Genomic DNA, 21591 nt, shown 5'->3' with positions numbered 1-21591 from the left:
TTTACTTAATTACTCTTTATTACTCACAATCACCCTCAAACTATCCAAACGATAGTTCGCCAACTCAATTTGGGCGAGGCTTGCGTTTAGTTGCTGCTCAAGGGCTTCCACTTCATCGGATCGGATATTTTTATTCACCATTTTTAGGGCTTCCAAGCGGTGTAATTCTGCTTTTAATTTGCTATTTGCCTCAAATTTTGCGGTTTCAATGATATGTTGAACCTCAGGCAATACCGCTTTTTCACTCGCTTTAATTAGCTTTTCAATGTCCGCCCGTGCCATTTTCGCAATTTTGTTTGCCATCTGTTTATTCACTGGCTTGAGCTGGCGTTCCAGCCCTGCGAATGGTACTTGTGGAGCGATGTTGTTGCCTTTGTTATCCACCAAAATACGAATTGGTGTTGGCGGTAAGAAGCGGGTTAAATTCAAACCTTTCGGGGCTTGGGTTTCTACCACATAAATCGCTTCTAACAATAGCGTTCCTGCAGGCAAGGCTTTATTAATCAGCAGCGAAATAGCTGATTTGCCGATATCGCCAGAAGTGATTAAATCAATACCGTTTCGGATCATCGGGTGATCCCAAGTCAGGAATTCGAGCTCTTCACGCATTAAGGCTAATTCACGGTTAAAGGTAATGGTTGTACCATCTTCCGACAGCCCCGGGAAATCCGGCACAAGCATATGCCCGGTTGGGCTAATCACAATGCTCTCTTCGCCCAAATCTTCCTGCTCCACGCCAATCACATCAAACAGATTTAAGGCAAAATTCACAAGGTGCGGATTGTTATCTTCCTTCGCAATCGCATTCGCCAGTTCTTGAGCTGCCTCGCCACCGTTGGAGTTGATCTCCAATAAACGATCTCGTCCTTTTTCCAACTCCGCTTTTAACTGCTGTTGGCGTTTATGGGTTTTCGCTAAAAAGTCGCCGAATTGCTCGGAAAGTTCAGGATTTTGCACGAAATGTTGTAATTCTTCGCCAAATTCACGGAAAATCGCAGTTCCCATCGGACAGGTTTCTTCAAACGCATTTAAGCCTTTGTGATACCACTCCGCCAGCATTTGTTGGGCGGAATGGTTGAAGCACGGCACATAAATTTGAATATTGTTTTTCTGCCCGATACGGTCTAATCGCCCAATGCTCTGTTCCAACAAATCAGGATTATCCGGCAAGTTAAACAGCACCAAATCTTTGGCGAATTGGAAATTTCACCCTTCCGAACCAATGCTTGAGCTAATCAGCACCTGAGCCCCATCTTCCTGTTGAGCAAAATAAGCCGCCGCTTTATCACGCTCGACAATCGACATTTTTTCGTGGAACACGGCGGAGCGAATGCCCTCACGCTCACGCAAAATCTGCTCTAACGCAATGGCGGTATCCGCTTGCTTACAAATCACCAGCACTTTTTCATCACGATGATTTTTCAAGAAAGTTATCAGCCACTCAATGCGAGGGTCGAACTCCGCCCATTTCGCATTTGGATTCATTCGCTGGAATAAACGCTCCGGATAGAGCAAATCGCCCTGATTTAAGCCGCCCATCATCGACATCACTTTTAACGCATTCGCATATTGCTTCGGCATTTCCAAGCTGATTTGGTGATATTCACGGTGTGGGAAACCTTTCACCCCTTGGCGAGTATTGCGGAAAAGCACTCGGCTGGTGCCGTGGCGGTCAATCAGCTCACTAATCAACTCTTGGCGCGCTTGCAAGCGGTCATTTTCGTCCGATTTTTTGCTATTAATCGCACGGAACATCGGCTCGGTATCCTGCTCGCTCAACAGCTCCGCAATCGCATTTTGTTCATCATTGGTCAGCGGTTTATCGCTCAAGAGCGTAGCAACCGCATCTGCCACCGGCTGATATTGCGACTGCTCCACCACAAATTCATCGTAGCTATAAAAACGGTCTGCATCTAACAACGCTAAACGGGCGAAATGGCTCTCTTGCCCCAGCTGCTCTGGTGTTGCAGTTAAAAGCAGTACAGACGGAATCTGCTTCGCCAAACTTTCCACAAATTGATAGCCGATAGAGGGTTCGCTCTCCGACCACTCCAAATGGTGAGCTTCATCAACAATCAACAAATCCCACTCTGCCGCCAGCACCTGTTTTGCTCTAGCCGGAGCGGTTTCCAGCCAGTTGAGTGAGGTAATCACCAAAGATTCGCTCTCAAACGGATTTTCGCTCGCATCATCGCCGTTTTCGTCCTCTTTATCAAAATCGGCACAACGCTCTTCATCAAATAGCGAAAATTTGAGATTGAAGCGGCGGAGCATTTCCACCAGCCATTGATGTTGCAGACTTTCCGGCACGAGCACGAGCACACGCTCCACTCTGCCCGAAAACAGTTGCTGCTGCAAAATCATGCCGGCTTCAATGGTTTTTCCTAAGCCCACTTCATCCGCCAGCAACACACGAGGGGCAAGGCGTTGCCCCACCTCTTTGGCGATATGTAATTGGTGCGGAATCAGGCTCGCCCGAATGCCACGCAGGCCTCGTAATGGCGATTGATATTGGGCTTGTTGGTGCTGCAATGCCTTAAAACGCAAGGCGAAACGGTCGCTACGGTCAATTTGGGCGGAGAAAAGTCTATCTTGCGGTTTGCTAAAACTGATTTTGTGATCGAGCTGCATTTCAGGCAACACGGCGTCTTCACCGTTGTCGGCACGCTTTCCTAAATAGATCGCCACACCTTGATTTTCCACCACGTCCGTCACATCAAGCTGCCAGCCTTCCACACAACTAATTCTATCGCCCGCTTGAAACTGCACTCGAGTTAATGGAGCAACGGAAATCGCATACACTCGCTCCTCCTCCGCAGCCGGGAAATTGATGGTTACGGTGCGATGATCCACCGCCATAACCATGCCTAAACCTAAATTATTTTCCGATTCACTTAGCCAACGCTGACCAACTACAAACATTTTTCCCTCTTTTTGATTTTCTATTTTCGCCCGCTATTTTAGCAAATTACCCTCTCTCCCTGCTTCACTATTTTTACAAAAAAGCACAATAAAAAGACCGCTTGTGCGGTGAAAACACACAAGCGGTCTTTTTTAGTATTAAATTTACAAATTACTTATTACCTAAGTCAAAATCTGCTTTATACTCGATACGATCTTTACCTTCTAATTCAATATCAATATCTAATTCTTGCTTGTTACGCTTGAATTTTAAATCTGCATCTTTATCTTTGATTTCAGATTTAACTAAATCAAAACCTTTGCTTTTAGCGTGTTCAATGGCTTTTTCTGCTAATCCACGCACATCTGTTCCTTTAACATGGTATTCAACCTCAAACTCGTTCTTACCATCAAGCTCTGATTTAATTAACTCACCTTGTGGTTGATAAATTTCCTCGGGTACAGCAACTGATTGAGCAAATGCGGTTACAGAAGCGAAAGTAGTTAGAACTAATAATGTTTTACTTACGTTTTTCATATAGAATCTCCTATTCTTTTATTTTATTAAATTGAGTTCTTAGAGAGCTCATAATTTATGACTAGGCAAATTTAGCTTAGTTCATATTTTTACAAAAATCTAACACTAGCTAATTGCTAAAAAATTAAACCGCTTACACAATTTAATCACAATAAGCGGCCATTTTCTGTTAAAAGATAACTAAATTAGTTTTTATCTAAATCTAAGTCTGCTTTATATTCAATACGATTATTACCTTTTAATTCAATCTGAACATCTAGCTCTTGATCACCACGCTCAAATTTGAGATCGGCATCATCACGTTTAATTTCAGACTCAACCACACGGAAGCCTTTCTTCTTGGCGTGAGCAATCGTTTGTTGAGCTAACGAGCGAACATCATTCCCTTTTACACGATATTCCACTTCAAATTCGCCATTGCCTTGGCGATCTGCTTTGACTAATTCGCCGCGTGGTTGATAAATCTCACTTGGAACACTCTTCGCGAATACGGTTGCAGAAACAAAAGCGGTTAAAATGAATGCGGTTTTTGCGATAGACTTCATCATATTCTCCTATTAAAAATTCAAAATCTATTCCTAAGACTTTGCAAAATCGATTTAGTTCTACAATCCTTCATAAAGTTTGAAAGCTTGTCCGTCTGACATACTTGCCAGATAATCGCAAATCACCCTTGCTCGCTTGGCTTCAGGGGCATTTTGCCAACGCTCACGAATGTTATTCGGCAACAATCGCATCGGATCGCTGCTGAGAATATCAAACAACTCCATCAAAATGCGTTGCCCTTTGCGTTCCACTCGCTGGGTTTTCACATCACAAATCACATATTGATAGACAAAATCCTTCAAAATTTTCAGTACGCAAGCAACATTTTCCGGCAGGTAAGCGTTGTAACGCAACAGCGGCTCTTCAAACTCCGGCAAGGCTTGCCAACGCACATTGGTGATAAAATGGTTCACTAAAGCTCCAATCACATCTTTGCGTTCGTAGCGATGCTCAGAGAATAATTTTGCCCGTATTTCCGGAAGACGCTGTTTTACCCAATCCGATTGGCATTCCTCCAGCAATTTCTCCGCATTTTGCCACGATTGCGGCGTCACCATTCCGCCCACAATCGCATCTTCTAAATCGTGCACGCCGTAGGCAATGTCGTCTGCCAGCTCCATAATGCTGCAATCGAGGGATTTATAACGGGTTTTATTCGGCTTGCTCGGTTCTTGATTTTGCTCCACCACACAGAATTGACGTTTATCCGCTTCGCTAAGCGGCTCAAGCACCCAATCAAAAAAGTGTTTGTCATCATCAAAAATGCCCTTACTTTGCGGGAAATAGTGCAAATTAATGTGGCGAGCTTCGGAAATTTCCGCCATTTTAGCGGGAGCGGTCGCAGATAACAGTGACGGATATTTCATCACGCCCAGCAAAGTTCGGCGGGTTAAATTCATTCCCGCCTTTTCGGTGTAAGGCTCGAGCTGGGTCATAATGCGAAACGATTGAGCATTGCCCTCAAAGCCGCCAAATTCGTGCATTTTGTAATTCAGCGCCATTTCACCGCCGTGTCCGAATGGCGGATGCCCGATGTCGTGGGCGAAACAGAGGGATTCAATCAGGCTATGCGAAGGCAATAATGCGTTGAGTAAAGCGGTCAAATTTTCCGAGTTTTTTGTAAAATCTTGAGCAAAATAGACCGCTTGAAAGCTGTCTAAATCCTCCAACAACTTCTCACGCAAACTGCTGCCGATTTGGGCGACCTCCAACGAATGAGTTAAGCGAGTGCGATAAAAATCGTCTTCGCCAACCGCGTGAATTTGCGTTTTTGCCTGCAAGCAGCGAAACGCTTCCGAATGCAAAAGCCTTGCCCGATCACGCTGAAACGGCGAGCGGTGATCCTGCTCCCGTTTTTTGTCCGCCAAATAACGCTCCATCCAAACCGCTGAAATCATATTGCCTCCATTTTCCACAAAATGCTTTTCTTATATAATACACCTATTTTTTATTCTGTAGAGCATACTAATGGCTATTTTTTATTCCGAAAAAGTTGCAAAAAAATCCGCAAAAACCACCGATTGCCAAACCGTAAAAATTCAGGCGTTAGATTATCAAGGCTTAGGCATTGCCAAAATCAACGGCAAAACGTGGTTTATTGAAAATGCCCTGCCCGATGAACAGGTGGAATTTAAGGTATTGGAAGAAAAACGCCAATACGGGCGTGGGCAAATGGTGAAAATTTTGAAAAAATCTGCAAATCGCACCGAGCCAAGCTGCGAGCTCTACGGCAAATGCGGCGGCTGCCAAATGCAACATATTTCGCTCGATTTGCAACGAGAAGCGAAGCAAAAAGCCCTGTTTCAGCGTTTACAAAAGTTGCAATCTGAAGCCATTGATTTTCAGACAATGATTGTCGGCAATGACAAAGCCTACCGCCGCCGTGCGAAACTGAGCATTGCGATACAAAACGGTAAACTCACAATGGGCTTTCGTTTACAAAATTCCAACCAAATCATACCGCTTGAAAACTGCGAAGTGTTGGAAAGTGAGCTTTCCAAGCTTCTGCCCAAATTGCAAAAACTGTTGGCAAAGTGGAAAAATCCGAAAAAACTCGGGCATATTGAATTAGTCAAAGCGGATAACACCATCGCCTTATTTTTGCGACATTTAGGGGTATTATCGGCTCAAGATAGCGAAAATTTATGGCATTTTGCCGAAAGCGAAAAGCTATCGCTGTTTGTAATGTGTGAGGAAAACCAGCTCGAGCACCTTTGCGGCGAACTGCCTTATTACGAAATTCAAGGCTTGAAGCTCCATTTTTCGATTCGGGATTTTATTCAGGTGAATGCTTCGCTCAATGAAAAAATGGTGGAAAAATCCCTTGAGTGGCTTGAACTTTCCGATGATGATCGCGTGCTAGATCTGTTCTGCGGAATGGGGAATTTCACCTTGCCGATAGCCAAAAAGGCAAAATCGGTGGTCGGCATTGAGGGCGTTGAGCCAATGGTGGAACAGGCTCGAGCCAATGCAGCTGCAAGCGGTCTAAAAAATGTGGCATTTTACCAAACTAACCTCGATGGGCCTTTTGCCGATAAGCCTTGGGCGAGCGAGCTGTTCAACAAAGTGCTGCTCGACCCTGCTCGTAATGGAGCGTTATTTTGTTTAGATCACCTAGCCGCCTTACAGCCCGAACGAATCGCCTATGTTTCCTGCAACCCCGCCACGCTGGTGCGTGATGCAGAAAAACTGCTGCAATTCGGCTACCGCTTAGAAAAAGTCGCAATGATTGATATGTTCCCGCACACCGCCCATTTGGAGTCTATTTCGTTGTTTGTGAAATAAATTAATCCTGCTTATAACAGAGGAAGTAATAAACCACACCGGCTAAAACCGTACAGCTTGCCATTGCATAAAGCATTGGCGCTTCGCTGGTAATCGCAATATGGGAAAGCCCTGCCCCCACTAACGAAGCAATACCAAAACGTGCCGTGCCAGCAACGCCGTTTGCGGTGCCTGCCATTTCGGGGAATTTTTCTAAAATAGCGGCACTGGCATTGCTACCAATGGTAGAAAGCATTCCGATGTAAAGCGGCACACCGATTGCCATTGCCCAGAAGCCTAACTCAAAAATTGCTGTCATCGCCAGCCAAATACCAAACGCTACCTGAAGCCCAAGAGCAATTCGCAGCATCATTTCTGAGCCGACTTTCACCACTAGCTTGCTGTTAATCGCCGTCATCGTTACCATCACGACCATATTCAAGCCAAAGAAATAGCCGAAATTTTCCTGTGAGACGCCATATAGCCCGATATAGACAATAGAACCCGAAGTCAAAAAGCAGAAAATGCCGGCAAATGTTAAGCCGCCAATCAGCACATAGCCGAGTGTCGGTTTGTGTTTGAGAAGTGTGGCGAAATTGGCTAAGGTTTTGCCAAAACTGAGAGGCAAGCGTTTTTCCACCGCCAGCGTTTCAGGGATTTTCCAACCTACCAGCACCACGCTCAACAAGCCCATTGCGACCATCACATAAAACACCGAATGCCAGTGGAAATATTTGGCAATATAACCGCCCACAATCGGGGCAAGCAGTGGGGCGAGCATTGAGATAATCATAATGATCGACATCAGTCTGGCAAACACATTGCGGTCAAACAGATCTCGCACTAATGCCCCTAGCACCACCGCTGGGGCGGCGGCACATAGGCCTTGGATTAATCGCAGCAGATAAAAAGTTTCAATGTTTTCCACTTGAGTGAGGAAAAACGCCGCAATCGCCGAGCCGATAAGCCCGATTAAAATAATGATTTTCCGCCCGAAGCTGTCCGCCATCGGCCCCCAAAAAAGCTGCCCAGCCCCGAAGCCAAGGGTAAACAACGCAAGCGTGGTTTGCACCTTTTCTTGGGATACGGCGAGATCTCGGGCAATATCTAAAAATGAGGGCAAATACATATCAATCGCCAGCGGCGGCAACATTGCCATCATTCCCAAAATGATGAAAAAACTTAAACGGGGTCTATTATTTTCCATTAAAAATACTCTATTTCGGTTTGGGTAAGCGGTCGAAATTCGCCCTCTGCCAAGGTTTCGTCTAAAATCACATCGCCAATTCGCCAACGGTGCAAGGCTTCTACTTTATTGCCTAAGGCAGCAAACATTCGTTTGACTTGGTGGTAACGCCCTTCACTGATTGTCAGATTTACATTGTAATCATCTAAAATTTCAAGTTGAGCCGGCAAAGTCGGTTCTTTTTCACCACGCAGTAAAATACCCTCGGCTAATTTTTCCGCATAAAAATCTTCAACAGGATCGGCTAATGTGACTAAATAAGTTTTTTCGCAATGGTGCTTTGGCGAAGTAATACGATGCGACCATTTGCCGTCATCGGTTAAAAGCACAAGCCCTGTGGTATCTACATCAAGCCTGCCAGCTGTGTGCAGTTTGGTCATCAGCGGATAATCGAAAAATTGGAACACGGTTGGATATTCGCCATCATCGTGCGAGCAAATATAGCCCTGCGGTTTGTAAAGCATAAAATATTGCCCTGCTTCCATCCACTCTAGTTTCTGATCTTCGTAATAAATTTCATCTGCTTGGCTGATTTTTGCTGCACCGCTTTTTTCGATTTTTCCATTGACTGTCACAATACCGCTTTTCAGTGCTTTTGCAGCCTGCGAACGAGTTAAGCCGGTATTTTCGGCGATAAATTTATCTAAACGCATAGTTTCCTGATGTTAAAAAGTATGTAGGAGTGAAACATTTTTCGCCCCAAACCACATTTAAATATTAGGGCGAAAAATGTTTCGCCCCTACGGCTGGTTTGATTATAGCACAACCTCGGTGACAAATTCGCTCTCCACGCCAATTAACGGCAATTCCGAACCTTGCCATTCTCGCAATAATTGGTGCTGCATTAAATTAAGCGTATCCAACCCCGGTACGCTGTTTGGCGTATATTGGTGAGCGATGCGAGCCAGCTGGGTTAATCCTAAGCTGCTTTCAAGGCTTGAACTGATAACTGCGGTTAATCCTTGCGAATGAGCCTGGTCGATCAGTTTCACGCATTTTTCTAGCGAGCCTGTTAGCGTGGGTTTAATGATGATAGCGGTCAGATTTGGCTCTTTTTTTACCACAAAATCTGGCTCTCGCACCGTTTCGTCCCAGGCCATCGCAATGCCGGTTTGCTTGGTAAATTGGCGGGAAAGTTCGGGCGTTTGGCAGGGTTCTTCGATAAATTGAATGCGAGCTTTGTTGGTATTTACAATTTTTTCGGCAAATTTAACCGCTTGTTCCAAACTCCATTGGCGGTTGGCGTCCAGCCTGAGCTGTAAGTTTGGGTTTGTTGAAAGCAACAAATCCGCTAATTCGCCCTCTTTTTCAGGCTCTATGCCAATTTTTAATTTACCAAGCGTAACGGTCGGCTGGAATTTCTCCACATCACCATAGCATAAAATCGCAGACCGATAACTGCCCTGCTCGCCCAACGTATTATTCAATTCTGCCAAGGCACAACTTAGCCCAAAGGAGACAGAGGGAAAAAGATCATCGAGGGCATTTGTTTCTCCGCTTTGCCACACTTTTAGCCACTTTTTAGCTTGGCTCTCGGCTTGCTCCAACGTTTCTTGGCTAAAGGTCGGCAAAGGGGCGATTTCCCCCCAGCCGATACGTTCATTTTCCTGTAAACAGACGAGTAAGCCTGCTCGCTCAGTCAGCTTTTGTTTGCGTAGCACCACGCCGGTTTGAATGGGTAATTGGTAGCGATATAAGGTTACTTTTCGCATAGAATTTCTCAATGTTTTATATAACAGCATTTTCGGGCGAATATTAATTCGCCCCTACCTGAATGCAAAATTTTGGGGATATTCTACCGCTTGTCTCACGAAAGCTCTAATAAATTCAAGCCAACTAGAAAAAGTTACACATTTCAGCTAGAATACACGGCAATTTTCCCTAATTTAACGAGAAATAGAATGTCTAACCAAAAACGAAAAATGCTTGTTACTTGTGCCTTGCCTTACGCTAACGGTGCAATTCATTTAGGTCATATGCTTGAGCATATTCAAGCGGATATTTGGGTGCGTTTTCAACGTATGCGTGGTAACGAGGTGCATTTTGTGTGTGCCGATGATGCACACGGCACGCCAATTATGCTTAACGCCAATAAATTAGGCATTACCCCTGAGCAACTTATCGAAAAAGCCAAAGCCGATCATATTGCCGACTTTGAAGGTTTTAATATCAGCTTTGATAATTATCACTCAACCCACAGCGAAGAAAACCGTGAAATCACCAGCGAAATCTATAAAAAATTGCGTGCGAACGGTTTTATCAAAAGCAAAGTGATTTCTCAGCTTTTCGACCCTGAAAAAAATATGTTCCTGCCGGATCGTTTCGTAAAAGGCACTTGCCCGAAATGTAAAGCGGAAGATCAGTATGGCGATAACTGCGAGGTTTGTGCCTCCACTTATAGCCCGATGGATTTGATTAATCCACGCTCGGCGGTTTCCGGCTCAACACCGGTGGTGAAAGAATCTGAGCATTTCTTCTTTGATTTACCGAGCTTTGAGGGAATGTTAAAAGAGTGGACACGCTCCGGCTCGCTACAATCTGAAATTGCCAACAAAATGCAAGAGTGGTTTGAAAGTGGCTTGCAACAGTGGGACATCAGCCGTGACGCTCCGTACTTCGGCTTTGAAATTCCGGATGCGGAAAACAAATTCTTCTACGTTTGGCTCGATGCCCCAATCGGTTATATGGCGTCATTCAAAAACCTCTGCGACCGCAAAGGCATTAATTTTGACGAGTTCTGGAAAAAGGATTCCGACAGCGAGCTTTACCACTTTATCGGCAAAGACATTGTTTACTTCCATAGCCTGTTCTGGCCGGCAATGTTGGAAGGCAGCGGCTACCGCAAGCCAACCAACGTGTTCGCCCACGGTTATGTGACGGTGGACGGTGCGAAAATGTCGAAATCTCGTGGTACATTCATTCAAGCCAGCACCTATTTAAAACATATCGATCCTGAATGTTTACGTTATTACTATGCGGCTAAATTAAACGACCGCATTGAAGATTTAGACTTCAGCCTTGATGATTTCGTACAACGTGTAAATAGCGACATTGTGAACAAATTGGTGAATTTAGCTTCTCGTAACGCCGGCTTTATCGCTAAACGTTTTGAGGGCAAATTAGCAGCTAAATTAGACGATGAAGCCCTATTTAATGAATTTACCGCCCAAGCGGAAACCATTGCGAATTTCTACGAAAGCCGTGAATTTAACAAGGCAATTCGTGCGATTATGGAATTAACCGACAAGGCGAACAAATACATTGATGAGAAAGCTCCGTGGGTGATCGCCAAAGAAGAGGGCAAAGATGCCGAATTGCAAGCGGTTTGCTCAATGGGGATTGAGTTATTCCGTGTGCTAATGAGCTACTTAAAACCGGTATTGCCACAACTGGCAGAACGTGCAGAAGCCTTCTTACAAGCGGAATTGCGTTGGGATAATATCGCCACGCCATTGTTAGGGCACACCGTTGCGCCGTTTAAATCGCTCTTCTCACGTCTTGAGAAAAAACAGATTGATGCGGTGATTGAAGAAACCAAAGCATTATTTGCAGATGCTCAAAAAGAAACAAAAAAATCAGCAGAGAAAAAAGGAACGCAAGCAGTGGAAAAACAAGCGGTCGAAAACCAAGAAAATATTGCAATCGAGCCGATTGCCCCGGAAATCACCATTGATGATTTCGCCAAATTAGATTTACGAGCAGCGAAAGTGTTACATTGCGAAGCTGTGCCGAAATCGGACAAAATGTTACGTTTTGAGCTGGATTTAGGCGATCACAAACGCCAAGTGTTCTCAGGCATTAAAGCGGCTTATCCAAACCCGGAAGAGCTTATCGGACGTTTTGTTGTTGTGATCGCTAACCTTGCTCCACGCAAAATGTCGTTCGGAATGTCTGAAGGAATGATTTTATCGGCAGGCAGCGGCGGTGCGAACCTGTTCTTGTTAGACGCAGACAGCGGTGTTCAGCCGGGTATGCAGGTAAAATAGGAGAATAGTATGATCCAACAAACCCTTTCTATCATCAAACCCGATGTGACCAAACGTAATCTTATCGGGCAAGTGTTGGCTGAAATTGAAAAAGGCGGACTAAAAATCAAAGCACTGAAAATGTTGCATTTAACCACAGAACAAGCAGGTGGGTTCTACGCAGAACATCAAGGCAAAGAATTTTTCGAGCCATTGGTGGAATTTATGACAAGTGAACCGATTGTGGTTGCGGTATTAGAAGGCGAAAATGCCGTACAACATTACCGTGATTTAATGGGAGCAACAGATCCGGCAAAACGTGAAAAAGGCACAATCCGCGACAAATTTGCGTTAAGCTACCGTGAAAACTCGGTGCACGGTTCAGATTCGGAAGAGTCGGCAAAACGTGAAATTGCTTATTTCTTTGTACCGAGTGAGATTGTGTAATTTAATCTTGGGATAAACCTTGGATAAACGTAGGGGCTAATTGCAATTAGCCCCTACAACTCATTAAATATATTCTACGCCAACAATATCAAATTCCACTTTACCGCCTGGTGTGGTGATGCTGACGGAATCATCTACTTCTTTGCCAACTAAGCCACGAGCAATCGGTGAATTGACCGAAATTAAGCCCTCTTTAATATTCGCTTCATCATCACCTACGATACGGTAAGTTACTTCTTCATCGGTTTCTGCATTCACTAATTGCACTGTTGCACCAAAAATCACTTTGCCGTTGTTGGTCATTTTTGTTACATCAATAATTTGAGCGTTACCTAATTTACCCTCAATTTCTTGAATACGACCTTCACAGAAACCTTGTTGCTCACGGGCAGCGTGATATTCCGCATTCTCTTTTAAATCACCGTGTTCACGGGCTTCTGCAATGGCATCAATAATCTGTGGACGACGCACATTTTTCAAAAAATCCAATTCTTCACGCAGTTGCTCTGCCCCACGCACAGTCATAGGAATTTGTTTCATTAAGTCTGTTTCCTTACTAAAAATTATCGGTTTACGAATGAAATTGAAAGGGCTATTATTCAATTTCTAACTAAAAATTTCAACTCCCCTTTTATTATGATTTTTAAAAACGCCACTCGCTCTTTTTTTCAGAAATTTATCTTATCCACATTACTTATTCCAAGCCTTGTACAAGCAGAAATTAATGCTGAAGAACTCATTCAAACCTTGCCAGCTGGCACTTCAGTGAGTTTTATTGCTAAAAACTTAGACACTAATCAGATTATCACACAGCATCAAAGTGATGTTTTTATGTTACCGGCAAGCACTCAGAAAGTATTTACGGCATTAGCCGCAAAATTAACCTTAAGTGATGATTTTCGCTTTCAAACTGCTCTTTTGACCAATGGTAAAGTAGAAAATGATGTGGTAAAAGGCAATTTAATTGCCCGTTTTACCGGTGATCCGGAGCTAACAAGCGGTCAAATTTATCAATTAATTAGCAAATTAAAGCAGCAAGGTATCAACAAAATTGAAGGGGATTTAATTTTAGATACTTCTGTTTTTGCCAGCCACGACAAAGCTTCCGGCTGGATTTGGAATGATTTAACAATGTGCTTTAACGCCCCACCAGCGGCGATTAATATCGATAGAAATTGTTTTTATGTTAGTTTAAATGCCGATCAGCCAATAGGCGAATTTGCCAAAGTGGATGTGCCTTCTGCCTATCCTGTACAGGTGTTTAGTTCTGCGTATGTTGTAGATAGCAAAGAAGCCCCTTTTTGCCAACTTGATGTGGTGGTTCACGATAACAATCGCTATCAAATTAAAGGCTGTATGGCTCGCCAATCCAAACCGTTTGGGCTAAGTTTCTCCGTGCAAGACCCAACTAATTACGGAGCGAATATCATCAACAAGCATTTGAAAAGTCTAGGCATTGAGTTTAACGGTCAGCTAAAAGAGCCTTTAACACCGCAAGCAGGCACAGTATTAGCCGAGCACTATTCAGAACCATTGCCTGTATTACTTAAAAAAATGATGAAAAAATCGGACAACCAAATTGCCGATGCGTTGTTCAGAACCGTTGCCAATAAACAGCATAATCGCCCAGCTTCTTTCCAATTAGGCAGTTATGTGATTCGACAACTGTTAAAATCAAAAGCCAATATTAATTTTAAAAATAGCGTTGTTGCTGATGGTTCAGGGCTTTCCCGCCATAATCAAATAAGTAGCCAAACGATGTTAGAAACCCTTGAATATATCGCCCAAAATGAAGATACATTACATTTATTTGAAACCTTCCCAATTGCAGGCGTAGATGGCACAATTTCAGGTAGAGGTTCAATTTCCACCGAACCGCTGGCGAAAAATCTGATTGCCAAAACAGGGGCATTAAAGGGTGTTTATAACCTTGCCGGCTTTATGAAAAATGCACGTGGTGAGCAAATTGCCTTCGTGCAATTTATTAGTGGTTATTCCACAGGCGAGCTGGAAAGTAAAACGAAACGAGCTCCACTGAACACCTTTGAAAATCGGTTTTATATGGCGTTGTTTAATGAATAATTAATATCATCATTAAAACACAAACGGTCGTAAATTTTCAGTATTTTACGACCGCTTGTTATTCTCTAAGCAATCAACTCTCGATGGTTTCGCTGCATTTTTACCTCAATATAGCTGCAGCTCGGCTTAATTTTTAATGCTTTTTCTTGAGCAAAAGCAATTAAGGCGTTATATAACTCGCCTGCAATGCCCTTGCCTTGAAAGGCTTCATCAACCCTTGTAGTGTAAGCGTCAATCACATTGTCTTTGATGTAGCGGTAACGCAATGTGCCGGCTTTTACTCCGCTTTCATCAATATACGCAAATTCAAAATTATCAAGATTGTGTTTAATCATAAATCCCCCTGTTGTTTAGGCTTTATTTTACGCAGTTTAACTGTGGATACAAGCGGTTGTTTTTGCAAAAAATTATGCAAATTCGACCGCTTGCAGATGAAAAAAGCAAACGATTGCTTTATAATATCCGCCGTTTATTTCACATTTTAACACTCATTTTAAGGAACTTAGAAAAAATGGCGATTCAACAAGCGTTATTAAGTGTGTCTGATAAAAAAGGCATTGTCGAATTTGCACAAGGGCTTGCCGCTCGTGGTGTAAAATTACTTTCTACAGGCGGTACGGCAAAATTATTAGCAGAAGCCGGCTTAGCTGTAACGGAAGTATCTGACTACACAGGCTTCCCTGAAATGATGGACGGTCGTGTAAAAACCCTTCACCCGAAAGTACACGGTGGGATTTTAGGTCGCCGTGGTACTGATGATGAAATTATGAACCAACACGGCATTGAACGTATTGATATGGTGGTGGTAAATCTATATCCGTTTGCGGCAACGGTGGCAAAACCGAATTGTACTTTGGAAGATGCGGTGGAAAATATCGACATCGGCGGTCCAACAATGGTGCGCTCTGCGGCGAAAAACCATAAAGATGTAGCGATTGTGGTGAATAATAACGATTTTGATGCAATCCTTGCCGAAATGGATCAAAACCAAAACAGTTTAACCTTAGAAACCCGTTTCAACTTAGCAATCAAAGCCTTTGAGCATACTGCACAATACGATTCAATGATCGCCAACTACTTCGGGCAAAAAGTACCGCCTTACCAAAGGGCTGAGGAAGAAGATTTAACCCAAGTTTGCGGTCAATTCCCACGTACATTAAACTTGAATTTTGTGCGTAAACAAACTATGCGTTACGGTGAAAATGCTCACCAAAATGCGGCGTTCTATGTGGAAAATGAAGTGAAAGAAGCCTCCATTTCTACCGCAAAACAGCTTCAAGGCAAAGCCTTGTCTTACAACAATATTGCCGACACCGATGCTGCCCTTGAGTGCGTAAAAGAATTTGCTGAACCGGCTTGCGTGATTGTGAAACACGCTAACCCTTGTGGTGTAGCGTTAGGCAAAGATATTTTAGAAGCCTATAACCGTGCCTACCAAACTGACCCAACTTCTGCTTTCGGCGGTATTATCGCCTTTAACCGTGAGCTAGACGGTGAAACAGCACAAACTATTGCAGAACGTCAATTTGTAGAAGTGATCATCGCTCCAACAATTTCCGAAGCAGCAAAAGAAGCATTGGCGAAGAAGAAAAACGTGCGAGTGTTAGAGTGCGGTGAATTCAGCCAAGCAGAAAAACGTTTAGATTACAAACGTGTGAACGGTGGCTTATTGGTGCAAGATGCGGATCAAGGTTCAGTTTCGTTAGACGATTTACAAGTGGTGTCTGAACGCAAACCAACCGAAGCGGAATTGAAAGATTTATTATTCTGCTGGAAAGTCGCAAAATATGTGAAATCAAACGCGATTGTGTATGCGAAAGACGGTCAAACCATCGGCATCGGTGCAGGTCAAATGAGCCGTGTCTATTCAGCGAAAATTGCGGGTATTAAAGCGGAAGATGAAGGCTTGCAAGTGGCTGGTTGCGTGATGGCATCTGATGCTTTCTTCCCATTCCGTGATGGTATTGATGCAGCGGCGAAAGTCGGCATTACTTGTGTTATCCACCCAGGCGGTTCAATGCGTGATCAAGAAGTAATTGATGCGGCAAACGAACACGGTATGGCGATGGTATTAACAGGAATGAGACATTTCCGTCATTAATATTTAGTTAAACTAAAAGGCTATCTTGTTAAAAGATAGCCTTTGCTTATTTAATCACAGGGTAAGACTTTAATCGCTAGACCGCCCGTTGAAGTTTCACGGTATTTTGCGTTCATATCCCGACCTGTTTCATACATCGTTTCGATCACTTTATCTAAACTCACTTGTGGTGAAGAGGTTCGGCGTAATGCCATTCGACTTGCATTAATCGCTTTGACCGAAGCTATCGCATTTCGCTCAATACAAGGTACTTGTACTTGTCCACCAACAGGATCACAAGTTAAACCGAGATTATGTTCCATCGCAATTTCTGCCGCCATACAAACTTGTTCTGCACTACCGCCCATAATTTCAGTAAGCCCTGCTGCTGCCATTGAACAAGCTACCCCCACCTCTCCTTGACACCCTACTTCTGCCCCAGAAATCGATGCATTCATTTTGTAAAGAGAACCTATCACACTGGTTGTGAGTAAATAACGCTCAATTGTTTCTTGGTTAAGCTGGGCGATAAATTTCTGATAATAAGCTAATACCGCAGGCACAATTCCACAAGCACCATTAGTTGGAGCGGTTACCACTCGTCCGCCTGCTGCATTTTCCTCATTAACGGCAAGGGCAAACATATTGACCCAGTCGATAATTTGCATAGGATCTGTATTAAACTTACTGTTAGCCTCTAACATCCTGCGTAATGAACAAGCTCGGCGAGCTACTTTAAGTGGACCGGGTAACAATCCTTCTGTATGTACACCCCGTTCAATACAGGCTTCCATTGTTTGCCAAATCATTGCGAGATAATCAGAAATTTCTTCTTTTGAGCGTAGTGCTAACTCATTTTTCCACACAAGTGAGGAAATAGGTAATCCATTCTCTTTACAATGACGTAGCAAATCAGCCGCATTGCGATAAGGAAAAGGCACAGAGACATCACTCTCCTTGACCTTTTCAAAATTTGCCTCATCAACAATAAATCCACCACCAATTGAGTAATAAGTGTTTTCAAATAAGATTTCTTCGCCACTTAAAGCCGTGAACTTCACGCCATTTTCGTGTAGCGGTAAGAAATCATTATGAAATGGCATATCCTCAAAAAAATCAAATTGAATCTGCTTAGGTTCATCACTGCTTTCTGCAATAACTAATTGCTTATTTTGTTTTAAACTTTCAATGGTGTTATCAATACGCTCAATATCCACATTATGTGGCAAATAACCCATTAGCCCCATAATAATGGCGATATCGGTATTATGTCCACGCCCTGTTAAGGATAGCGAGCCATAAACGTCAACCTTCAAGCGGTCAATTTTTGCTAAAAATTTGCGATTTTGTAATTCATCAACAAATTCTTTTGCCGCTTTCATTGGTCCAACAGTGTGGGAACTGGAAGGTCCAATTCCCACTTTAAACATATCAAATACGCTAATCATAAATACGCATCCACAATAAAATCAAAAGTGTATTTTACTCGGATTAGAGTAATCCGTACACAATGGCTGAAATCGCAATACAGCCCATAACAAATACAAAAATCTGTCCAAATTCATTTTTAAAGCGAGCAAGGGCTGGCACTTTGTAAACTGCATACACCGGCATAATGAATAAAATCATCGCAATAATTGGACCACCTAAGCTCTCAATAAAACCTAAGATACTTGGGTTAATAGTTGCTACAATCCATAAAATGACTAAGAACGTAACAGCGGTAATTTTTCGGAATTTGTTCGGTTCAATCGGTTCTTCACGCATTTGATTCACCAAACCTTCTAATCCCTCACGAGCTCCTAAATAATGCCCGAAGAATGAGCTACCAATCGCCAAAAACGCCACTAATGGTCCGAAATAGGAAATAATCGGATTATCGAATTTATTTGCTAAGTAAGACAAAATCGAAATATTTTGTACTTTTGCTTCGGCTAATTCTGCTGGTGTTAGCGTAAGTACACAACTAAACACAAAAAACATCACGAATAGCACTAGAATACACGCTGTTGAACGTAGCACTTTTCCAGATTCAATTTCTGCTTTAATCTCATCTTGGTAATGTTTTTGTTGAGAAAGGGCAAAAGATGATATTGCAGGTGAATGGTTAAATGCAAACACAAGCACAGGAATAGTCAACCAAAGTGTTGTTAAAAAATCACCTGTCGTTGGCATTTGCTGTAACGCTGCTGTATTCCATTGAGGAATTAAATAAACAGATAAACCAAATAAAATTAAAACTAATGGATAAACTAACCAGGTCGTAATTTTTAGCATAACCTCTTCATTTAATAACATTACGCCGATCATTAATGCAATTAAAATGAATGATAATACCACTCTCGGTGGCGGTGTAATAGCAAGCTGATTTTCCATAAATGAGCTTACCGTATTAGTAATACCTACGCCATAAATTAATAGAATAGGAAAAATCGCAAAGAAATAGAGTAAAGTAATTAATTTACCTGCCCTCTCACCAAAATGTTCACGCACAACAGAGGTAATATCACTACCCTTATTTTTTGAGGAAAGTACAAAACGAGTTAACCCACGGTGAGCCAAATAGGTCATCGGCCCTACTAGCAAAGTCATCACAATAAGTGGATAAAACCCACCCATACCGGCATTAATCGGTAGAAATAAAACACCTGCTCCTACTGCCGTACCAAATAAATTAAGTACCCAAGTAAGAGAAAAACGTTGGGATGGCTTAGCCATAATATTCTCCTTAGCTATTATCTAAATCCAAAAGCAGCACTATTATGGCGTTCATCATAAGGAAAACAACCTGATTTTTTTAAATTTGTGATACATCTATCAAAAACAGAAAAAATAGTATTTTATCTGCACAATAATCAAACAAACAGAATAAAAGTTTATCTAAATCAAAGAAATGCAGCATATTATCATTTATATATTTTCTAATTTATACAAATAAAAAACCGGTTAATTAAATAACCGGTTTTATAACTATTTTGCAAAAATTCTTAAATTAGACCTGCTTGTTGCAATGCTTTTAACACCTTAGGTTGAGCTGATTCAGATAATGTCGTAAGGGGTAGACGCAAATGAGGCTCAGAAATTAAACCTAATTTATAGGCGGCCCATTTTACAGGAATCGGATTAGACTCTACGAATAGATCATGATGAAGTGCCATTAAGCGATTATTCATCGCTTCAGCTTCATCAAATTTGCCCGCTAATGCCAATTCACACATTTTTGCCATATCTGCTGCTGCTACATTATTCGTTACAGAAATAACGCCCTGACCGCCTTGTTTCATTGATTCAAAGCCAGTTGCATCATCACCGCTTAAGAAGATGAAGTCATCTCCTGCTAATTGTTTAATTAATGGCAAACGGCTCAAATCACCTGTCGCTTCTTTAACTGCAACGATATTTTCAATTTTAGCTAAACGACCAATCGTCTCAGGTTTTAGGTCACTTCCAGTACGACCAGGTACGTTATAAAGAATCTGTGGAAGATCCGTGCTTTCCGCAATCGCTTTATAATGTAAATACATTCCTTCTTGGGTCGGTTTATTGTAGTAAGGTACTACACTTAAGCAACCTGCAACCCCGCTATTCGCTAACAACTTAGTCATTGTGATTGCTTCGCTCGTTGCATTTGAACCTGTACCTGCAATAACAGGAATACGGCCATCTGCAAACTCAACCGTTTTCTTAATAACTTTAACATTCTCATCAATACTCAAAGTGGTTGATTCACCCGTTGTCCCAACAGAGACTATACCGTGAGAGCCTGCTTGAATATGATATTCAATTAATTTTTTTAGATCTTGATAATCTACTTCACCGTGAGTCATTGGAGTTACTAAAGCCACGATACTACCGTGAAATAAGGGGGTAGTCATAATCATCTCCTGTATTTTTTTCTTATGTTTAATATATTGTTGCTAGATTGCAAAATTCAGCTCAAATATGCAAGTACTTTTTACAATTATTTCAAACAAATTAATCATAAAGACTTTTATCATTTTCATTCGGACGAGTTTTAAAACGACGATGCAGCCACATATATTGTGGTGGTGCCTTCATAATTTCGCATTCAACTACCTTATTCATTAAAATCGCCGTTTCTACTTCATTTTGGCACCCACTAAAATCTACCGGCGGACTAATTTTTAATGTATAGCCTGAATAATCAACGTTACGAATAGGACTAAACGGAATAACTAAGGCTTTAGGAGCCGAACGCAACAACATATAGCTACCTGCAGTAGTACAAGTTTCTTCTACGGCAAAAAAAGGTACAAAAACACTATTACGTCTACCATAATCGTGATCTGGAGCATACCAAATCATCTCACCATTTTTTAATGCTCTGATCATACCGCGCACATCTTTACGATCAAGCATCGCTTTATTAGAGCGGATACGCCCTCTAAATTGAATCCAATCTAATAGTGGATTATCATTTGGGCGATAAACACCAATTCCCTGATGATGCAAGCCAATAATTCTTGCACCTAGCTCCAACGTTAAAAAGTGAACACCGACAAGTAAAATCCCCTCATCATCGTTTTTTTGCTCCAAATGCTCAACACCTTCAACTTTTGACCATTTAAGGATACGCTTATCAGACCAAAACCATGCCATCCCCGTTTCAATAATAGCCATTCCAACCGATTTCGTATTTTCTTGCACTAAAGTTTCAATCTGCTCTGTAGAATAATGAGGAAAACATAGCTCTAAATTACGACGAGCAATGCGCATTCTGCGTTTTCCAAAGCCTAATTTTGTAAATAATTTTCCTAAGCTCAAACCAATCTTGACTAGCATAGGATAAGGTAAGCACAAAATTAGCTTAAAAACGCCTAAAACAATCCATAGTCCCCAATACCTTGGATGTAAAAACTTTTTATCAAACGGAGGTAGCTGTTTTTTCTCACTCATATTATTCTCACTTAATACTATTTATTAGTTACATTATATCTAAAAACTATTAAAAGTGTTAAGTAGATCAAATTTTCGGAAATTTATTTCATTTTTCACTTGAAAT

General features: G+C 42.2%; 17 protein-coding genes and 1 pseudogene. 5 read left to right on the top strand and 13 right to left on the bottom strand.

Annotated elements, in window-relative coordinates; translation table 11 throughout:
* Window positions 1-9: 9 nt before the first annotated feature.
* The 4 genes and pseudogenes from rapA to A6B40_RS00170 all read right to left on the bottom strand — a co-directional run bounded on the left by rapA (window position 10) and on the right by A6B40_RS00170 (window position 5382).
* Window positions 10-2922, bottom strand: a pseudogene (rapA, locus tag A6B40_RS00185) (RNA polymerase-associated protein RapA).
* A 151-nt stretch (window positions 2923-3073) separates the two neighbouring features.
* Window positions 3074-3439 carry a hypothetical protein gene (locus A6B40_RS00180; RefSeq protein WP_025217014.1) on the bottom strand — a complete coding sequence of 122 codons (366 nt, stop codon included), beginning with the start codon at window positions 3437-3439 and terminating at the stop codon, window positions 3074-3076.
* A gap of 185 nt (window positions 3440-3624) precedes the next feature.
* On the bottom strand, window positions 3625-3984 hold the full coding sequence (locus A6B40_RS00175) for a hypothetical protein (RefSeq protein WP_218064532.1): 360 nt from the start codon (window positions 3982-3984) through the stop codon (window positions 3625-3627).
* A gap of 60 nt (window positions 3985-4044) precedes the next feature.
* Window positions 4045-5382, bottom strand: a complete 1338-nt coding sequence (locus A6B40_RS00170; protein WP_176671197.1) for an anti-phage deoxyguanosine triphosphatase — start codon at window positions 5380-5382, stop codon at window positions 4045-4047.
* A 70-nt stretch (window positions 5383-5452) separates the two neighbouring features.
* Between A6B40_RS00170 and rlmD the strand changes: the two genes are divergently transcribed.
* The gene (rlmD, locus tag A6B40_RS00165; protein WP_176671196.1) at window positions 5453-6769 is read left to right on the top strand and encodes a 23S rRNA (uracil(1939)-C(5))-methyltransferase RlmD; all 1317 of its coding nucleotides are present in this window, start codon (window positions 5453-5455) and stop codon (window positions 6767-6769) included.
* A 1-nt stretch (window position 6770) separates the two neighbouring features.
* On the opposite strand, the gene A6B40_RS00160 is transcribed toward rlmD, so the two are convergent.
* From A6B40_RS00160 to menC, 3 genes are all read right to left on the bottom strand, one after another.
* Window positions 6771-7955: a Bcr/CflA family multidrug efflux MFS transporter gene (locus A6B40_RS00160; protein WP_176671195.1), complete on the bottom strand. Its 1185-nt coding sequence runs from the start codon at window positions 7953-7955 to the stop codon at window positions 6771-6773.
* A complete protein-coding gene (rsuA, locus tag A6B40_RS00155; RefSeq protein WP_176671194.1) occupies window positions 7955-8647 on the bottom strand; it encodes a 16S rRNA pseudouridine(516) synthase RsuA in 693 nt (230 codons plus the stop codon). The genes A6B40_RS00160 and rsuA overlap by 1 nt, the downstream gene beginning before the upstream one ends.
* A gap of 102 nt (window positions 8648-8749) precedes the next feature.
* Window positions 8750-9706 carry an o-succinylbenzoate synthase gene (gene menC / locus A6B40_RS00150; protein WP_176671193.1) on the bottom strand — a complete coding sequence of 319 codons (957 nt, stop codon included), beginning with the start codon at window positions 9704-9706 and terminating at the stop codon, window positions 8750-8752.
* Window positions 9707-9895: 189 nt separating this feature from the next.
* On the opposite strand from menC, the gene metG reads away from it, so the two are divergent.
* Entirely contained in the window at window positions 9896-11980 is a 2085-nt protein-coding gene (gene metG, locus A6B40_RS00145) for a methionine--tRNA ligase (RefSeq protein ID WP_176671192.1), read from the top strand.
* A gap of 9 nt (window positions 11981-11989) precedes the next feature.
* Entirely contained in the window at window positions 11990-12406 is a 417-nt protein-coding gene (ndk, locus tag A6B40_RS00140) for a nucleoside-diphosphate kinase (RefSeq protein WP_176671191.1), read from the top strand.
* Window positions 12407-12469: 63 nt separating this feature from the next.
* Here the strand turns inward: ndk and greA are convergent, their stop codons facing one another.
* Window positions 12470-12946 carry a transcription elongation factor GreA gene (gene greA / locus A6B40_RS00135; RefSeq protein WP_025217005.1) on the bottom strand — a complete coding sequence of 159 codons (477 nt, stop codon included), beginning with the start codon at window positions 12944-12946 and terminating at the stop codon, window positions 12470-12472.
* Between the two features lie 96 nt (window positions 12947-13042).
* Here greA and dacB point away from each other — a divergent pair, with 96 nt between their 5' ends.
* The gene (gene dacB, locus A6B40_RS00130) at window positions 13043-14488 is read left to right on the top strand and encodes a serine-type D-Ala-D-Ala carboxypeptidase (RefSeq protein ID WP_176671190.1); all 1446 of its coding nucleotides are present in this window, start codon (window positions 13043-13045) and stop codon (window positions 14486-14488) included.
* A 65-nt stretch (window positions 14489-14553) separates the two neighbouring features.
* Here dacB and A6B40_RS00125 read toward each other — a convergent pair whose 3' ends face one another.
* Window positions 14554-14823: a GNAT family N-acetyltransferase gene (locus A6B40_RS00125; RefSeq protein ID WP_112110778.1), complete on the bottom strand. Its 270-nt coding sequence runs from the start codon at window positions 14821-14823 to the stop codon at window positions 14554-14556.
* Window positions 14824-14999: 176 nt separating this feature from the next.
* On the opposite strand from A6B40_RS00125, the gene purH reads away from it, so the two are divergent.
* Window positions 15000-16589: a bifunctional phosphoribosylaminoimidazolecarboxamide formyltransferase/IMP cyclohydrolase gene (gene purH / locus A6B40_RS00120; protein WP_176672293.1), complete on the top strand. Its 1590-nt coding sequence runs from the start codon at window positions 15000-15002 to the stop codon at window positions 16587-16589.
* A gap of 50 nt (window positions 16590-16639) precedes the next feature.
* Here purH and A6B40_RS00115 read toward each other — a convergent pair whose 3' ends face one another.
* The 4 genes from A6B40_RS00115 to A6B40_RS00100 form a co-directional block, all read right to left on the bottom strand.
* Window positions 16640-18016 (bottom strand): L-serine ammonia-lyase, encoded by a 1377-nt coding sequence (locus tag A6B40_RS00115; RefSeq protein WP_176671189.1) that lies wholly within the window; start codon window positions 18014-18016, stop codon window positions 16640-16642.
* A gap of 43 nt (window positions 18017-18059) precedes the next feature.
* The gene (locus tag A6B40_RS00110; RefSeq protein WP_176671188.1) at window positions 18060-19286 is read right to left on the bottom strand and encodes a serine/threonine transporter; all 1227 of its coding nucleotides are present in this window, start codon (window positions 19284-19286) and stop codon (window positions 18060-18062) included.
* A 269-nt stretch (window positions 19287-19555) separates the two neighbouring features.
* Window positions 19556-20443, bottom strand: a complete 888-nt coding sequence (dapA, locus tag A6B40_RS00105; RefSeq protein ID WP_025216998.1) for a 4-hydroxy-tetrahydrodipicolinate synthase — start codon at window positions 20441-20443, stop codon at window positions 19556-19558.
* A gap of 100 nt (window positions 20444-20543) precedes the next feature.
* Entirely contained in the window at window positions 20544-21485 is a 942-nt protein-coding gene (locus A6B40_RS00100; RefSeq protein ID WP_112110774.1) for a Kdo(2)-lipid IV(A) acyltransferase, read from the bottom strand.
* Window positions 21486-21591 lie beyond the last annotated feature (106 nt).

The organism is Mannheimia varigena (assembly GCF_013377235.1).
GTDB classification, from domain to species: Bacteria; Pseudomonadota; Gammaproteobacteria; order Enterobacterales; family Pasteurellaceae; genus Mannheimia; species Mannheimia varigena.
This window is presented reverse-complemented; position numbering and strand designations above follow the sequence as displayed.

Bases quoted from the DNA above. Each gene is read 5' to 3' on its own strand.
- ndk (WP_176671191.1), top strand. From the start codon at position 11,990: ATGATCCAACAAACCCTTTCTATCATCAAACCCGATGTGACCAAACGT.
- A6B40_RS00110 (WP_176671188.1), bottom strand. From the start codon at position 19,286: ATGGCTAAGCCATCCCAACGTTTTTCTCTTACTTGGGTACTTAATTTA.
- A6B40_RS00100 (WP_112110774.1), bottom strand. From the start codon at position 21,485: ATGAGTGAGAAAAAACAGCTACCTCCGTTTGATAAAAAGTTTTTACAT.
- purH (WP_176672293.1), top strand. From the start codon at position 15,000: ATGGCGATTCAACAAGCGTTATTAAGTGTGTCTGATAAAAAAGGCATT.
- dapA (WP_025216998.1), bottom strand. From the start codon at position 20,443: ATGACTACCCCCTTATTTCACGGTAGTATCGTGGCTTTAGTAACTCCA.
- rsuA (WP_176671194.1), bottom strand. From the start codon at position 8,647: ATGCGTTTAGATAAATTTATCGCCGAAAATACCGGCTTAACTCGTTCG.
- A6B40_RS00160 (WP_176671195.1), bottom strand. From the start codon at position 7,955: ATGGAAAATAATAGACCCCGTTTAAGTTTTTTCATCATTTTGGGAATG.
- A6B40_RS00180 (WP_025217014.1), bottom strand. From the start codon at position 3,439: ATGAAAAACGTAAGTAAAACATTATTAGTTCTAACTACTTTCGCTTCT.
- dacB (WP_176671190.1), top strand. From the start codon at position 13,043: ATGATTTTTAAAAACGCCACTCGCTCTTTTTTTCAGAAATTTATCTTA.
- A6B40_RS00175 (WP_218064532.1), bottom strand. From the start codon at position 3,984: ATGAAGTCTATCGCAAAAACCGCATTCATTTTAACCGCTTTTGTTTCT.
- A6B40_RS00125 (WP_112110778.1), bottom strand. From the start codon at position 14,823: ATGATTAAACACAATCTTGATAATTTTGAATTTGCGTATATTGATGAA.
- metG (WP_176671192.1), top strand. From the start codon at position 9,896: ATGTCTAACCAAAAACGAAAAATGCTTGTTACTTGTGCCTTGCCTTAC.
- greA (WP_025217005.1), bottom strand. From the start codon at position 12,946: ATGAAACAAATTCCTATGACTGTGCGTGGGGCAGAGCAACTGCGTGAA.
- menC (WP_176671193.1), bottom strand. From the start codon at position 9,706: ATGCGAAAAGTAACCTTATATCGCTACCAATTACCCATTCAAACCGGC.
- A6B40_RS00170 (WP_176671197.1), bottom strand. From the start codon at position 5,382: ATGATTTCAGCGGTTTGGATGGAGCGTTATTTGGCGGACAAAAAACGG.
- rlmD (WP_176671196.1), top strand. From the start codon at position 5,453: ATGGCTATTTTTTATTCCGAAAAAGTTGCAAAAAAATCCGCAAAAACC.
- A6B40_RS00115 (WP_176671189.1), bottom strand. From the start codon at position 18,016: ATGATTAGCGTATTTGATATGTTTAAAGTGGGAATTGGACCTTCCAGT.